This is a genomic window from Pseudomonas sp. R151218B TE3479 (assembly GCF_053629195.1).
This window is the reverse complement of the sequence record NZ_JBRJHV010000001.1, coordinates 5750738-5765250: the sequence shown is the minus strand read 5'-3', so window position 1 is coordinate 5765250 and position 14513 is coordinate 5750738. Positions and strand designations below refer to the sequence as shown.

Here is a 14513-nt window from a genome sequence, read left to right as displayed (position 1 = left end):
CTGTCAGTACTCCACTGGCGTTCAGACCGGTTTGAGGGCGAGCGTGATGGGGGCGCTGAGCATCATAACTATACGTTGACGCCGTCCGGCATCCGTCGGGCGCAGCACTTTCGGGGAAGTAACGATGAAGATGCGACGACTCTTGGGCGCAGGTGCCGCACTGGTACTGGCCATCAGTTCCACCTTGGCCAGCGCCGAAACCAAAACCCTGAGCATCGGTTACGTTGACGGCTGGTCCGACAGCGTCGCGACCACCCACGTGGCCGCCGAAGTGATCAAGCAAAAACTCGGTTATGACGTGAAGCTGCAAGCGGTCGCGACCGGGATCATGTGGCAAGGTGTGGCCACTGGCAAACTCGACGCAATGTTGTCGGCCTGGCTGCCAGTGACCCACGGCGACTATTGGACCAAGAACAAGGACCAGGTGGTCGATTACGGTCCCAACTTCAAGGACGCAAAAATCGGCTTGATCGTGCCGGAGTACGTCAAGGCCAAGTCGCTCGAGGATCTCAAGACCGACGACTCCTTCAAGAAGCGCATCGTCGGCATCGACGCCGGTTCAGGCGTGATGCTCAAGACCGAACAGGCGATCAAGGATTATGACCTGACCGGTTATCAACTCAAGGCCAGTTCCGGCGCCGGCATGATTGCCGAGCTGACCCGTGCCGAGAAGAAAAACGAATCCATCGCAGTCACCGGTTGGGTGCCGCACTGGATGTTCGCCAAGTGGAAACTGCGCTTCCTGGAAGACCCGAAAGGCGTCTACGGCGCGGCTGAGACTGTAAATAGCATCGGCAGCAAGGAACTGGGCACCAAGGCCCCGGAAGTGGCCGAGTTCCTGAAGAAATTCCAGTGGGCGTCGAAAGACGAGATCGGCGAAGTCATGCTGGCGATCCAGGAAGGCGCCAAGCCGGACGCCGCTGCCAAGGACTGGGTCGCCAAGCACCCGGACCGTGTGAAGGAGTGGACTGGCAAGTAATCGGCCTGGTTTGACTGTTCCGAAACCGCATGACGTTGTGTCATGCGGTTTTTTTGTGCCTGCAAGCTTCCAATGTTGCACATACCCCTGTGGGAGCGGGCTTGCTCGCGAATGCGATCTGTCTATTGGCTATGTGTTGACTGACTCACCGCATTCGCGAGCAAGCCCGCTCCCACAAGGCAATTGCGAAAATTGGCTAAGAACTGGCAAAACCGTCATGTCGTTCTAATACTAAGGTCGTCTGGAACCTGGCCTTGAGCCGCATAGAGTAGGGTTGTTCCAATTAAATCTGTGCTGCGAGGATAAAAACAATGAACGACAGCATTTACCTCTCGATTCAAAACAGCCCGCGCTTCAAGGAGCTGGTGAGAAAAAGGGAAAAGTTCGCCTGGATTCTCTCGGCGATCATGCTTGGTCTGTATTCCGGCTTCATTCTTCTGATCGCCTACGGGCCACACATTCTCGGGGCCAAGATCACGCCTGAGTCCACCATCACCTGGGGTATTCCCATCGGTGTCGGCCTGATTCTCTCGGCCTTCGTCCTGACCGGTATCTACGTGCGACGTGCCAACGGCGAGTTCGACGACCTGAACAATGCGATTCTCAAGGAGGCTCAGCAATGATCCGGCGTCTACTGGCTCTTTTGAGCATCGCGGCGTTCGCACCGGGCGCCTGGGCGGCTGACGCCCTGACCGGTGCCGTGCAGAAACAACCCCTCAACGTCGCGGCTATCCTGATGTTCGTGGCCTTCGTCGGTGCGACTTTATATATCACCTACTGGGCGTCCAAGAAAAACAACTCGGCGGCCGACTATTATGCAGCCGGCGGCAAGATCACCGGCTTCCAGAACGGCCTGGCAATCGCGGGCGACTACATGTCGGCGGCGTCCTTCCTGGGCATTTCCGCGCTGGTGTTCACCTCCGGTTATGACGGCCTGATCTACTCCATCGGCTTCCTGGTGGGCTGGCCGATCATTCTGTTCCTGATCGCCGAACGCCTGCGTAACCTGGGTAAATACACCTTTGCCGACGTGGCGTCCTATCGCCTCGGGCAGACCCAGATCCGCAGTCTGTCCGCCTGCGGCTCGCTGGTGGTGGTGGCGTTCTACCTGATCGCGCAAATGGTCGGTGCCGGCAAGCTGATCCAGCTGCTGTTCGGCCTGGACTACCATGTCGCGGTGATCCTGGTGGGTATCCTGATGTGCCTCTACGTGCTGTTCGGCGGCATGCTGGCCACCACTTGGGTGCAGATCATCAAGGCGGTCTTGCTGCTGTCGGGTGCTTCGTTCATGGCTTTGATGGTCATGAAACACGTCAACTTCGACTTCAACATGCTGTTTGCCGAAGCGGTGAAGGTTCACCCTAAAGGCGAGGCGATCATGAGCCCCGGTGGCTTGGTGAAGGATCCGATCTCGGCCTTCTCCCTGGGCCTGGCGCTGATGTTCGGTACCGCTGGCCTGCCACACATCCTGATGCGCTTCTTCACCGTGAGCGACGCCAAGGAAGCGCGCAAGAGCGTGCTGTATGCCACCGGCTTCATCGGTTACTTCTACATCCTGACCTTCATCATCGGCTTCGGCGCGATCCTGCTGGTCAGCACCAACCCGGCCTTCAAGGACGCGGCGGGTGCCTTGCTGGGCGGTAACAACATGGCGGCGGTGCACCTGTCCAACGCTGTGGGCGGTAGCATCTTCCTGGGCTTTATCTCGGCGGTGGCGTTCGCGACCATCCTGGCGGTGGTAGCGGGCCTGACCCTGGCCGGTGCCTCGGCGGTGTCCCATGACCTGTATGCCAGCGTGATCAAGAAGGGCAAGGCCAACGAGAAGGACGAGATTCGCGTCTCGAAAATCACCACCATCGCCCTTGCGGTGCTGGCGATCGGCCTGGGCATCCTGTTCGAGAAGCAGAACATCGCGTTCATGGTGGGCCTGGCGTTCTCCATCGCGGCGAGCTGCAACTTCCCGGTACTGCTGCTTTCGATGTACTGGAAGAAGCTGACCACCCGTGGCGCCATGGTCGGCGGCTGGCTGGGGCTGGTCAGTGCCGTGGGCCTGATGGTGCTTGGTCCGACCATCTGGGTGCAGATCATGGGTCACGAGAAGGCGATCTTCCCGTACGAGTACCCGGCACTGTTCTCGATGATCATTGCGTTCGTCGGCATCTGGTTCTTCTCCATCACCGACAAGTCGGCTGAAGGCGCAAACGAACGGGCGCTGTTCTTCCCGCAGTTCGTGCGTTCGCAGACTGGCCTGGGGGCGAGTGGGGCGGTTAACCATTGATGTAGCGATAAGTGCTTGAAGAAATACCCTGGTCGAGAGGCTGGGGTATTTTTTTGTGCCGGTTTCAAGGTTGGCAGGTCTGCCGTCATCGCGAGCAAGCTCGCTCCCACAGGGGATCTCCAGTGAGCACGGGCTTTGTATTCACAACAGGTCAACTGTGGGAGCGAGCTTGCTCGCGATGGCGTCGGGTCTGTCAATGCCGCTTCTGGATCAGATGAAAAGAGGCACAAACAAAACAGCCCCCGCTCCTATATAAGAGGCGGGGGCTGTTTCGGTGCGGCTTGAGACCTTGTTACAAGGCAGGCCTTACTTGCGGTCTTCCAACTGAGTGATGTCACGCGACTCGTAGCCGGTGTACAGCTGGCGCGGGCGGCCGATCTTGTAAGGGCTGGAGAGCATTTCCTTCCAGTGGGAGATCCAGCCGACGGTTCGCGCCAGGGCGAAGATCACGGTGAACATGCTGGTTGGAATGCCGATCGCCTTGAGGATGATCCCCGAGTAGAAGTCGACGTTCGGGTACAGCGAGCGCTCGATGAAGTACGGGTCGGTCAGGGCGATCTCTTCCAGGCGCATGGCCAGTTCGAGTTGCGGATCGTTCTTGATCCCCAGTTCCTTGAGCACTTCGTCGCAGGTCTGCTTCATCACGGTGGCGCGCGGGTCGCGGTTCTTGTAGACCCGGTGACCGAAGCCCATCAGCTTGAACGGATCGTTCTTGTCCTTGGCCTTGGCGATGAACTTGTCGATGTTCGAGACATCGCCGATTTCATCGAGCATGGTCAGTACCGCTTCGTTGGCGCCGCCGTGGGCAGGGCCCCAGAGTGCGGCGATACCGGCGGCGATACAGGCGAACGGGTTGGCACCCGAGGAGCCGGCCAGGCGCACGGTGGACGTGGAGGCGTTCTGCTCGTGGTCGGCATGGAGGATGAAGATCCGGTCCATGGCCTTGGCGAGTACCGGGCTGATCGGTTTGATCTCGCACGGGGTGTTGAACATCATATGCAGGAAGTTTTCTGCATAGGTCAGGTCGTTGCGCGGGTACATCATGGGCTGGCCCATGGAGTACTTGTAGACCATGGCTGCCAGGGTCGGCATCTTCGCCACCAGGCGGATCGCGGAGATTTCGCGATGCTGGGGGTTATTGATGTCCAGGGAGTCGTGGTAGAAGGCCGAGAGAGCGCCGACAACACCGCACATGACGGCCATCGGGTGGGCATCGCGACGGAAGCCGTTGAAGAAGGTCTTCAACTGTTCGTGAACCATGGTGTGGTTCTTCACGGTGCTGACGAACTGGGCCTTTTGCTCTGCGGTTGGCAGCTCGCCGTTGAGCAGCAGGTAGCAGGTTTCCAGGTAGTCCGATTTTTCAGCCAGTTGCTCGATCGGGTAGCCGCGGTGCAGCAGGATGCCGTTGTCGCCGTCGATGTAGGTGATTTTCGACTCGCACGAGGCGGTCGACATGAAACCTGGGTCAAAGGTGAAACGGCCCGTGGCCGTCAGGCCCCGTACGTCGATTACATCGGGACCAACGGTGCCGGTTAAAATGGGCAGCTCGACGGGGGCTGCGCCCTCGATGATCAACTGCGCTTTTTTGTCAGCCATGTGGCCTCCTATTAATGCTTGGAATCATCAGACAGACCCCCCACGCAGGGCCCGCACCACTATAGTGAGATAAATCCGAATGTCAATTTGCCTAAAGTCTTGCTCCAGAAGGCTTTAACCGCACTTTTTCCGCGAAATTGCCTGCCGTTTACGCCTTTTGCGCCATATGTGCAATGCGCTATTAGGGGAAGGTGAACGCGTTGTCATTAGTAGCCTAACTGTCTATACTCGGCCACCGACCGCCAGGGGCTTTTGGGCCTGCTTTCTTGGGGGTCGTCACTCCCTGGGTGGTGAGTACCTGACCAGTGCGCGCCCCAACAACTTTGCCCTGATTGTTAGGGGCTCTTCAGTGTGAAAAAAAAGCCGTGAAAAGCCAACGACCTGTAAACCTAGACCTAAGGACCATCAAACTCCCAGTCACTGCTTACACGTCCATTCTTCACCGTATTTCCGGTGTCATCCTCTTCGTCAGCCTGGCCATCATGCTTTATGCATTGGACAAGTCGCTCGATTCGGAAGAAGGCTTCGGTCAGGTGAAAGCGTGTCTGACCAGTCCGCTAGCCAAGCTAGTGATTTGGGGCATCCTGTCCGCCTTGCTGTATCACTTGGTCGCCGGTGTGCGCCACTTGATCATGGACATGGGCATCGGTGAGACGCTGGAAGGCGGCAAGCTGGGCTCGAAAATCATTATCGCCGTGTCTGCGGTGCTGATCGTTCTGGCAGGAGTCTGGATATGGTAACCAACGTCACGAACCTTTCGCGTTCGGGCCTCTACGACTGGATGGCCCAGCGTGTGTCTGCGGTCGTTCTCGCGGCTTACTTCATTTTCCTGATCGGATATGTCGTGGCAAACCCTGGCCTGGGCTATGCCCAATGGCATGAACTGTTCGCAAACAACTGGATGCGTATCTTCAGTCTGCTGGCACTTGTCGCACTGGGCGCTCACGCCTGGGTCGGCATGTGGACCATCGCGACCGACTACCTGACGCCCATGGCGTTCGGCAAGTCGGCGACTGCCGTACGTTTCCTTTTCCAGGCAGTATGCGGCGTTGCGATGTTCGCTTACTTCGTCTGGGGTGTGCAGATTCTCTGGGGTATCTGATCCATGGCTAACATTCCAACGATTTCTTTCGACGCCATCATCATTGGTGGTGGCGGTGCCGGCATGCGCGCAGCGCTGCAACTGGCGCAGGGCGGTCACAAGACTGCCGTGATCACCAAGGTTTTCCCGACGCGTTCGCACACTGTTTCCGCCCAGGGTGGCATCACCTGCGCCATCGCTTCGGCCGACCCGAACGATGACTGGCGCTGGCACATGTACGATACCGTCAAGGGTTCCGACTACATCGGTGACCAGGACGCTATCGAATACATGTGTCAGGAAGGCCCGGCCGCGGTGTTCGAGCTGGACCACATGGGCATGCCCTTCTCGCGTACCGAGCAAGGTCGTATCTACCAGCGTCCGTTCGGTGGCCAGTCCAAGGACTACGGCAAGGGCGGCCAGGCCGCGCGCACTTGCGCGGCGTCCGACCGTACCGGTCACGCACTGCTGCATACCCTGTACCAGGGCAACCTGAAAGCCGGTACCACGTTCCTGAACGAGTACTACGCTGTCGACCTGGTGAAGAACCAGGACGGCGCCTTCGTCGGTGTGATCGCGATCTGCATCGAAACCGGCGAAACCACCTACATCCGTGCCAAGGCCACCGTACTGGCGACCGGCGGTGCAGGCCGCATCTATGCATCCACCACCAATGCCCTGATCAACACCGGTGACGGCGTCGGCATGGCCCTGCGTGCTGGCGTGCCGGTACAAGACATCGAAATGTGGCAGTTCCACCCGACCGGCATCGCCGGCGCCGGTGTACTGGTGACCGAAGGTTGCCGTGGTGAAGGTGGTTACCTGATCAACAAGCACGGCGAGCGTTTCATGGAACGTTATGCGCCGAACGCCAAGGACCTTGCAGGTCGTGACGTTGTGGCTCGTTCGATGGTTAAAGAGATCATCGCCGGCAACGGCTGTGGCCCGAATGGCGACCACGTGATGCTCAAGCTCGATCACCTGGGCGAGGAAGTGCTGCACAGCCGCCTGCCAGGTATCTGCGAGCTGTCCAAGACGTTCGCCCACGTCGACCCGGTCGTCGCGCCGGTTCCAGTGGTTCCAACCTGCCACTATATGATGGGCGGCGTTGCCACCAACATTCACGGCCAGGCGATCACCCAGAACGCCGAAGGCGTGGACGAAATCATCCCTGGCCTGTTCGCAGTGGGTGAAGTGGCGTGCGTATCGGTCCACGGTGCCAACCGCCTGGGCGGCAACTCGCTGCTCGACCTGGTGGTCTTCGGTCGCGCTGCCGGCCTGCACCTGGAGAAAGCGCTGTCCGACGGTATCGAGTATGACGATGCCACCGACGCCAATATCGAAGCGGCTCTGGCACGTCTGTCCGCCCTGAACGAGCGTACCGAAGGCGAGGACGTGGCAACCCTGCGTCGCGAGCTGCAGAACTGCATGCAGAACTACTTCGGTGTGTTCCGTACCGGCGAATACATGCAGAAGGGTATCGCCCAGCTGGCGCAATTGCGTGAACGAATCGCCAACGTGAAGATCAACGATAAGTCGCAGGCGTTCAACACTGCCCGTATCGAAGCGCTGGAATTGCAGAACCTGCTGGAAGTGGCCGAAGCCACCGCCATCGCCGCAGAAGTGCGTAAAGAGTCCCGTGGTGCCCACGCCCGCGAAGACTTCGAAGACCGTGACGACGAAAACTGGCTGTGCCACACCTTGTACTTCCCGGGTGAAAAACGCGTCGCCAAGCGTGCCGTGAACTTCTCGCCGAAGACTGTTCCGACTTTCGAACCAAAAGTCCGGACTTATTAAGGGTGACCGCTATGTTGCAAGTCAGTGTTTATCGCTACAACCCTGATCAGGACGCCGCGCCGTTCATGCAGGACTTCCAGGTCGATACCGGTGGTAAAGACCTGATGGTGCTGGACGTGCTGGCCCTGATCAAAGAGCAGGACGAGGGTTTTTCCTATCGTCGCTCTTGCCGCGAGGGCGTTTGCGGCTCCGACGGCATGAACATCAACGGCAAGAACGGCCTGGCCTGCATCACGCCGCTGTCGGCCGTGGTCAAGGGCAACAAGCTGGTGGTTCGTCCGTTGCCAGGTTTGCCGGTTATCCGTGACCTGGTCGTCGATATGAGCATCTTCTACAAGCAATACGAGAAGGTGAAGCCATTCCTGCAGAACGACACGCCGGCTCCGGCCATCGAGCGTCTGCAGTCTCCGGAAGAGCGTGAAAAGCTCGACGGTCTGTACGAGTGCATCCTGTGCGCTTGCTGCTCGACCTCGTGCCCATCCTTCTGGTGGAACCCGGACAAGTTCCTGGGCCCGGCCGCCCTGCTGCAAGCGTACCGCTTCCTGGCAGACAGCCGTGACACCAAGACGTCCGAGCGTCTGGCTTCGCTGGATGACCCGTTCAGCGTATTCCGCTGCCGCGGGATCATGAACTGCGTCAACGTCTGCCCGAAAGGCCTGAACCCGACTAAGGCCATCGGTCACATTCGTAACATGCTTCTGCAAAGCGGCGTGTGATTCAGCTGCTGTACCCGTAGGACCGTTGTACCCGTAAAGGCCAGGGCGCGGGCTTCAACCCGCGTCTTGGCTATAACCAGAACAGCCGCTCACAAAGCGGCGGTTCTTATTTTGAAGAAATGAGACAAGCAGGGGCATCCGGGCTGGTACCCGGACTATCAGCGTGATCCTAAGTGGCTTGTTTTAGTCGCTGCACTCGGACTTCTGCAAGTTTGCTCGGTGTTTTCGCCGGTGGTGTTCCCCTAATCGAGGGTGACCAAGCATGCAAGAAAGCGTGATGCAGCGCATGTGGAACAGTGCCCACCTCTCCGGTGGTAACGCTGCCTATGTGGAAGAGCTCTACGAGCTCTACCTGCACGACCCTAACGCTGTGCCAGAAGAATGGCGCACCTACTTTCAGAAGCTACCGGCCGACGGTAACTCTGCCACTGATGTTTCGCACTCGACGATTCGCGATCATTTCGTGTTGCTGGCAAAGAACCAGCGCCGCGCTCAACCGGTGTCTGCCGGCAGCGTGAGCTCCGAGCACGAGAAGAAGCAAGTTGAAGTATTGCGACTGATCCAGGCCTACCGGATGCGTGGCCACCAGGCAGCCCAGCTTGACCCGCTGGGGCTGTGGCAGCGTCCTGCACCTGCAGACCTGTCGATCACTCACTACGGCTTGACCAATGCCGACCTTGATACGACCTTCCGTGCCGGCGACCTGTTCATCGGCAAAGAGGAAGCGAGCCTACGCGAAATTCACGAAGCGTTGCAGCAGACATATTGCCGCACCATCGGTGCTGAATTTACGCACATCACCGATTCCGAGCAGCGCCAGTGGTTCCAGCAGCGTCTGGAAAGCGTTCGTGGCCGTCCGACGTACTCCGCCGACATCAAGAGCCACTTGCTCGAGCGCGTCACCGCCGGTGAAGGCCTGGAGAAATACCTGGGCACCAAGTACCCGGGCACCAAGCGTTTCGGCCTGGAAGGCGGCGAAAGCCTGATTCCGATGCTCGACGAGCTGATCCAGCGTTCCGGTTCCTACGGCACCAAGGAAGTCGTCATCGGCATGGCCCACCGTGGCCGCCTGAACGTACTGGTCAACACCTTCGGCAAGAACCCGCGCGAGCTGTTCGACGAGTTCGAAGGCAAGAAGAAGGTCGAGTTGGGTTCCGGTGACGTGAAATACCACCAGGGCTTCTCGTCCAACGTGATGACCACAGGCGGCGAAGTCCACCTGGCCATGGCGTTCAACCCGTCTCACCTGGAAATCGTTTCCCCGGTGGTCGAGGGTTCGGTCCGTGCCCGCCAGGATCGTCGCAACGATCCGACCGGCGAGAAGGTGCTGCCGATTTCCATCCACGGTGACGCGGCATTCGCCGGTCAGGGCGTGGTCATGGAAACCTTCCAGATGTCGCAGACCCGCGGTTTCAAGACCGGCGGCACCGTGCACATCGTGATCAACAACCAGGTTGGCTTCACCATCAGCAACCCGCTGGACTCGCGTTCCACCGAGTACGCGACCGACGTCGCGAAAATGATCCAGGCGCCGATCCTCCATGTGAATGGCGATGATCCGGAAGCCGTGCTGTTCGTGACCCAGCTGGCCATCGACTACCGCATGCAGTACAAGCGCGACGTGGTGATCGACCTGGTCTGCTACCGTCGTCGCGGCCACAACGAGGCCGACGAGCCAAGCGGCACCCAGCCCCTGATGTACCAGCAGATCGCCAAGCAGCGCACCACCCGTGAGCTGTATGCCGAGCGCCTGACTCAGGGCGGTGTTCTGGATGCCGAGCGCGTCCAGGAAAAAGTCGATGAATACCGCAATGCCCTGGACAACGGCCTGCACGTGGTAAAAAGCCTGGTCAAGGAACCGAACAAAGAGCTGTTCGTGGACTGGCGTCCGTATCTGGGCCACGCCTGGACCGCGCGTCACGACACGCGTTTCGACCTCAAGACCTTGCAGGAACTGTCCGCCAAGCTGCTGGAAATCCCGGAAGGCTTCGTGGTTCAGCGCCAGGTCGCGAAGATCTACGAAGACCGGCAGAAGATGCAAGCCGGCGGCCTGCCGATCAACTGGGGTTACGCCGAAACCATGGCGTACGCGACCCTGGCGTTCGAAGGCCACCCGATTCGCATCACCGGCCAGGACGTAGGCCGCGGCACTTTCTCGCACCGCCACGCGGCGCTGCACAACCAGAAAGACGCCAGCACCTACATCCCGCTGCAACACCTGTACAAGGGGCAGCCACGTTTCGACCTGTATGATTCGCTGCTGTCCGAAGAAGCCGTCCTGGCGTTCGAATATGGCTACTCCACCACCGAGCCCAATGCGCTGGTGATCTGGGAGGCCCAGTTCGGCGACTTCGCCAACGGTGCCCAGGTGGTTGTCGACCAGTTCATCACCAGCGGTGAGCACAAGTGGGGCCGTCTCTGCGGTCTGACCATGCTGTTGCCACACGGTTATGAAGGGCAGGGGCCGGAGCACTCTTCGGCACGTCTGGAGCGCTACCTGCAACTGTGCGCCGAGCACAACGTCCAGGTTTGCGTACCGACGACTCCGGCGCAGATCTACCACCTGCTGCGTCGTCAGGTCATCCGTCCGCTGCGCAAGCCGCTGATCGTGCTGACACCGAAGTCGCTGCTGCGTCACAAGCTGGCGATCTCCACGCTCGAGGATCTGGCCGAAGGCTCGTTCCAGACCGTTATTTCGGAAATCGATAACCTGGACGCGGCGAAGGTGACTCGCCTGATCCTGTGCAGCGGCAAGGTCTACTACGATCTGCTGGAAAAACGTCGTGCCGAAGGCCGCGAAGACATCGCCATCGTGCGTATCGAGCAGCTCTATCCGTTCCCGGAAGAAGACCTGATGGAGGCCATCGCGCCTTACACCAACCTCACCCATGTGGTGTGGTGTCAGGAAGAACCGATGAACCAGGGCGCCTGGTACAGCAGCCAGCATCACCTGCGTCGCAGCATCGGCAACCATAACAAGGCCTTGGGCCTGGAATATGCCGGCCGTGATGCTTCCGCTGCACCTGCGTGTGGTTATGCGTCGATGCACGCCGAGCAGCAGGAAAAACTGCTGCAAGATGCTTTCACTGTTTAAGCCTTCGTGCTGACTGAAACCGAATTTTAAGGACCCACAGATAATGGCTATCGAAATCAAAGCCCCGTCATTCCCGGAATCGGTTGCCGATGGCACCGTTGCCACCTGGCACAAGAAACCAGGCGACGCTGTAAAGCGTGACGACCTGATCGTCGACATCGAGACTGACAAAGTCGTTCTGGAAGTGTTGGCCGAAGCTGACGGCGTACTCGGCGCAATCGTTGCCGAAGAGGGCGCTACCGTCCTGTCCAACCAGGTACTGGGCTCGATCGAAGAGGGCGGTGCCGCTGCCCCTGCTCCGGCCGCCGCTGCGGCTCCTGCCGCTGCCCAGGCCGCAGCGCCTGCTGCCGATGGCGAAGACGATCCAGTCGCAGCCCCGGCCGCGCGCAAGATCGCTGAAGAGAACGGCATCAACATCGCTTCCGTTGCCGGCACCGGCAAGGGCGGTCGTGTGACCAAGGAAGACGTGGTGGCAGCCGTTGCCGCCAAGAAAGCCGCGCCAGCCGCCGCACCGGCCAAGCCAGCCGCACCTGCCGCCGCCGCTCCGGTGTTCGCTGCCGGTGATCGCGTTGAAAAACGCGTTCCGATGACCCGCCTGCGTGCCAAGGTTGCCGAGCGTCTGGTTGAAGCACAGTCGAACATGGCGATGCTGACCACCTTCAACGAAGTCGACATGACCGAAGTCATGGCCCTGCGTTCGAAGTACAAGGATCTGTTCGAGAAGTCCCACAACGGCGTACGCCTGGGCTTCATGTCGTTCTTCGTCAAGGCTGCCACCGAAGCGCTGAAACGCTTCCCGGCGGTCAACGCGTCGATCGACGGTTCCGACATCGTCTACCACGGCTACGCCGATATCGGTGTCGCGGTTTCCAGCGACCGTGGCCTGGTGGTTCCGGTCCTGCGCAACGCCGAACTGATGAGCCTGGCCGAAATCGAAGGCGGCATCGCCACCTTCGGCAAGAAGGCCCGTGACGGCAAGCTGTCCATCGAAGAGATGACCGGCGGTACGTTCACCATCACCAACGGTGGTACATTCGGTTCGATGATGTCGACCCCGATCGTCAACCCGCCACAGGCGGCCATCCTGGGCATGCACAACATCCTGCAGCGTCCGATGGCGATCAACGGTCAAGTCGTGATTCGTCCGATGATGTACCTGGCACTGTCCTACGATCACCGCCTGATCGACGGCAAAGAAGCCGTGACGTTCCTGGTCACCATCAAGAACCTGCTTGAAGATCCGGCTCGTCTGCTGCTGGATATCTGATTTTCGCCGCGAGGGCCGGTCTGTCGACCGGCCTCTTGCTGAAACAACCGGTTTCGTCCCTCGACGGTCATCACAAGTGATCGTCCGGTTTGATTCGAAAAGGAATGACTCATGACTCAGAAATTCGACGTGGTAGTGATTGGTGCGGGCCCTGGCGGCTACGTAGCGGCCATCAAGGCTGCGCAACTGGGCCTTACCACTGCCTGCATCGAGAAATACACCGATGGCGAGGGCAAACAGGCCCTCGGCGGTACCTGCCTGAACGTCGGTTGCATTCCTTCCAAGGCGCTGCTGGACAGCTCCTGGAAATACAAGGAAGCGAAAGAAAGCTTCAACGTTCACGGTATCTCTACCGGTGAAGTTAAGATGGACGTCGCCGCGATGGTTGGCCGCAAGGCTGGCATCGTCAAGAACCTGACCAGCGGTGTTGCCACCCTGTTCAAGGCCAACGGCGTGACCTCGATCCAGGGCCACGGCAAGCTGCTGATGGGCAAGAAAGTCGAAGTGACCAAGCCAGACGGCTCGGTTGAAGTGATCGAAGCCGAAAACGTCATCCTGGCGCCAGGCTCGCGTCCGATCGACATTCCGCCGGCTCCGGTCGACCAGAACGTGATCGTCGATTCCACCGGTGCCCTGGAATTCCAGAGCGTACCAAAACGCCTGGGCGTGATCGGCGCCGGCGTGATCGGCCTGGAGCTGGGTTCGGTATGGTCGCGCCTGGGCGCGCAAGTGACCGTCCTGGAAGCCCTCGACACCTTCCTGATGGCCGCCGATGCCGCGGTTTCCAAGGAAGCGCTGAAAACCCTGACCAAACAGGGCCTGGACATCAAGCTGGGCGCTCGCGTGACCGGTTCCAAGGTCAACGGCGAAGAAGTCGTGGTGACCTACACCGACGCCAACGGCGAACAGACCATCACTTTCGACAAGCTGATCGTTGCGGTCGGCCGTCGTCCGGTGACCACCGACCTGCTGGCGGCCGATAGCGGCGTGGAAATCGACGAGCGCGGTTTCATTGCGGTCGATGATCATTGCGCAACCGCCGTACCGGGCGTCTTCGCCATCGGTGACGTGGTCCGCGGCATGATGCTGGCGCACAAGGCATCCGAGGAAGGCATCATGGTCGTCGAGCGCATCAAGGGCCACAAAGCCCAGATGAACTATGACCTGATCCCATCGGTTATCTACACCCACCCGGAAATCGCATGGGTTGGCAAGACCGAGCAGGCCTTGAAAGCCGAAGGCGTTGAAGTTAACGTCGGCACCTTCCCGTTCGCCGCCAGTGGCCGTGCCATGGCAGCCAACGACACCGGTGGTTTCGTGAAAGTCATCGCCGATGCCAAGACGGATCGCGTATTGGGCGTTCACGTGATTGGCCCAAGCGCTGCCGAGCTGGTACAGCAAGGTGCGATCGGTATGGAATTCGGCACCAGCGCTGAAGACCTGGGCATGATGGTCTTCTCCCATCCGACCCTGTCCGAAGCCTTGCACGAAGCGGCCCTGGCCGTAAATGGCGGCGCCATCCACGTGGCTAACCGCAAGAAGCGTTAATAGACAATAAGAAACCACGGCGGTATGGCCCGTCGTGAGCCTTGCGAGCAAGACTCACCGCGGAATATCCGCTGGACGCAGCCTTGCGTAGCGGCACCGGTTCACCGGAACGCTGCGCAAGCAGCAGTCACAGGTGGTGCGGCACCAGAACGGTGCA

General features: G+C 59.6%; 11 protein-coding genes. 10 read left to right on the top strand and 1 reads right to left on the bottom strand.

Going from position 1 to position 14513, the window contains the following annotated elements:
• Positions 1–124 precede the first annotated feature (124 nt).
• From AB7M32_RS24945 to AB7M32_RS24935, 3 genes are all read left to right on the top strand, one after another.
• Complete coding sequence (locus AB7M32_RS24945; protein WP_072406463.1) at positions 125–979, top strand: glycine betaine ABC transporter substrate-binding protein; 855 nt, start codon at positions 125–127, stop codon at positions 977–979.
• 311 nt (positions 980–1290) lie between these two features.
• Positions 1291–1602, top strand: a complete 312-nt coding sequence (locus tag AB7M32_RS24940; protein WP_072406462.1) for a DUF485 domain-containing protein — start codon at positions 1291–1293, stop codon at positions 1600–1602.
• Positions 1599–3257 carry a cation acetate symporter gene (locus AB7M32_RS24935; RefSeq protein ID WP_454251694.1) on the top strand — a complete coding sequence of 553 codons (1659 nt, stop codon included), beginning with the start codon at positions 1599–1601 and terminating at the stop codon, positions 3255–3257. Before AB7M32_RS24940 ends, AB7M32_RS24935 begins: the two co-directional genes overlap by 4 nt.
• 306 nt (positions 3258–3563) lie before the next feature.
• Here AB7M32_RS24935 and gltA read toward each other — a convergent pair whose 3' ends face one another.
• Positions 3564–4853: a citrate synthase gene (gene gltA / locus AB7M32_RS24930; RefSeq protein ID WP_003204440.1), complete on the bottom strand. Its 1290-nt coding sequence runs from the start codon at positions 4851–4853 to the stop codon at positions 3564–3566.
• A gap of 365 nt (positions 4854–5218) precedes the next feature.
• Here gltA and sdhC point away from each other — a divergent pair, with 365 nt between their 5' ends.
• The 7 genes from sdhC (at position 5219) to lpdA (ending at position 14356) form a co-directional block, all read left to right on the top strand.
• On the top strand, positions 5219–5593 hold the full coding sequence (gene sdhC, locus AB7M32_RS24925) for a succinate dehydrogenase, cytochrome b556 subunit (RefSeq protein WP_003179220.1): 375 nt from the start codon (positions 5219–5221) through the stop codon (positions 5591–5593).
• The gene (gene sdhD / locus AB7M32_RS24920) at positions 5587–5955 is read left to right on the top strand and encodes a succinate dehydrogenase, hydrophobic membrane anchor protein (RefSeq protein WP_003204438.1); all 369 of its coding nucleotides are present in this window, start codon (positions 5587–5589) and stop codon (positions 5953–5955) included. Before sdhC ends, sdhD begins: the two co-directional genes overlap by 7 nt.
• Before the next feature lie 3 nt (positions 5956–5958).
• A complete protein-coding gene (sdhA, locus tag AB7M32_RS24915) occupies positions 5959–7731 on the top strand; it encodes a succinate dehydrogenase flavoprotein subunit (RefSeq protein ID WP_063324841.1) in 1773 nt (590 codons plus the stop codon).
• A gap of 11 nt (positions 7732–7742) precedes the next feature.
• On the top strand, positions 7743–8447 hold the full coding sequence (locus AB7M32_RS24910) for a succinate dehydrogenase iron-sulfur subunit (protein WP_053123967.1): 705 nt from the start codon (positions 7743–7745) through the stop codon (positions 8445–8447).
• 262 nt (positions 8448–8709) lie between these two features.
• On the top strand, positions 8710–11541 hold the full coding sequence (locus AB7M32_RS24905; RefSeq protein WP_454251693.1) for a 2-oxoglutarate dehydrogenase E1 component: 2832 nt from the start codon (positions 8710–8712) through the stop codon (positions 11539–11541).
• A 43-nt stretch (positions 11542–11584) separates the two neighbouring features.
• On the top strand, positions 11585–12808 hold the full coding sequence (gene odhB, locus AB7M32_RS24900) for a 2-oxoglutarate dehydrogenase complex dihydrolipoyllysine-residue succinyltransferase (protein ID WP_454251692.1): 1224 nt from the start codon (positions 11585–11587) through the stop codon (positions 12806–12808).
• 111 nt (positions 12809–12919) lie between these two features.
• Complete coding sequence (gene lpdA, locus AB7M32_RS24895) at positions 12920–14356, top strand: dihydrolipoyl dehydrogenase (RefSeq protein ID WP_454251691.1); 1437 nt, start codon at positions 12920–12922, stop codon at positions 14354–14356.
• Positions 14357–14513: the final 157 nt, after the last annotated feature.

Coding starts and splice junctions, on each gene's coding strand:
- AB7M32_RS24945 (WP_072406463.1), top strand. CDS start 125: ATGAAGATGCGACGACTCTTGGGCGCAGGTGCCGCACTGGTACTGGCC.
- gltA (WP_003204440.1), bottom strand. CDS start 4,853: ATGGCTGACAAAAAAGCGCAGTTGATCATCGAGGGCGCAGCCCCCGTC.
- AB7M32_RS24940 (WP_072406462.1), top strand. CDS start 1,291: ATGAACGACAGCATTTACCTCTCGATTCAAAACAGCCCGCGCTTCAAG.
- sdhD (WP_003204438.1), top strand. CDS start 5,587: ATGGTAACCAACGTCACGAACCTTTCGCGTTCGGGCCTCTACGACTGG.
- AB7M32_RS24935 (WP_454251694.1), top strand. CDS start 1,599: ATGATCCGGCGTCTACTGGCTCTTTTGAGCATCGCGGCGTTCGCACCG.
- AB7M32_RS24910 (WP_053123967.1), top strand. CDS start 7,743: ATGTTGCAAGTCAGTGTTTATCGCTACAACCCTGATCAGGACGCCGCG.
- lpdA (WP_454251691.1), top strand. CDS start 12,920: ATGACTCAGAAATTCGACGTGGTAGTGATTGGTGCGGGCCCTGGCGGC.
- sdhA (WP_063324841.1), top strand. CDS start 5,959: ATGGCTAACATTCCAACGATTTCTTTCGACGCCATCATCATTGGTGGT.
- odhB (WP_454251692.1), top strand. CDS start 11,585: ATGGCTATCGAAATCAAAGCCCCGTCATTCCCGGAATCGGTTGCCGAT.
- AB7M32_RS24905 (WP_454251693.1), top strand. CDS start 8,710: ATGCAAGAAAGCGTGATGCAGCGCATGTGGAACAGTGCCCACCTCTCC.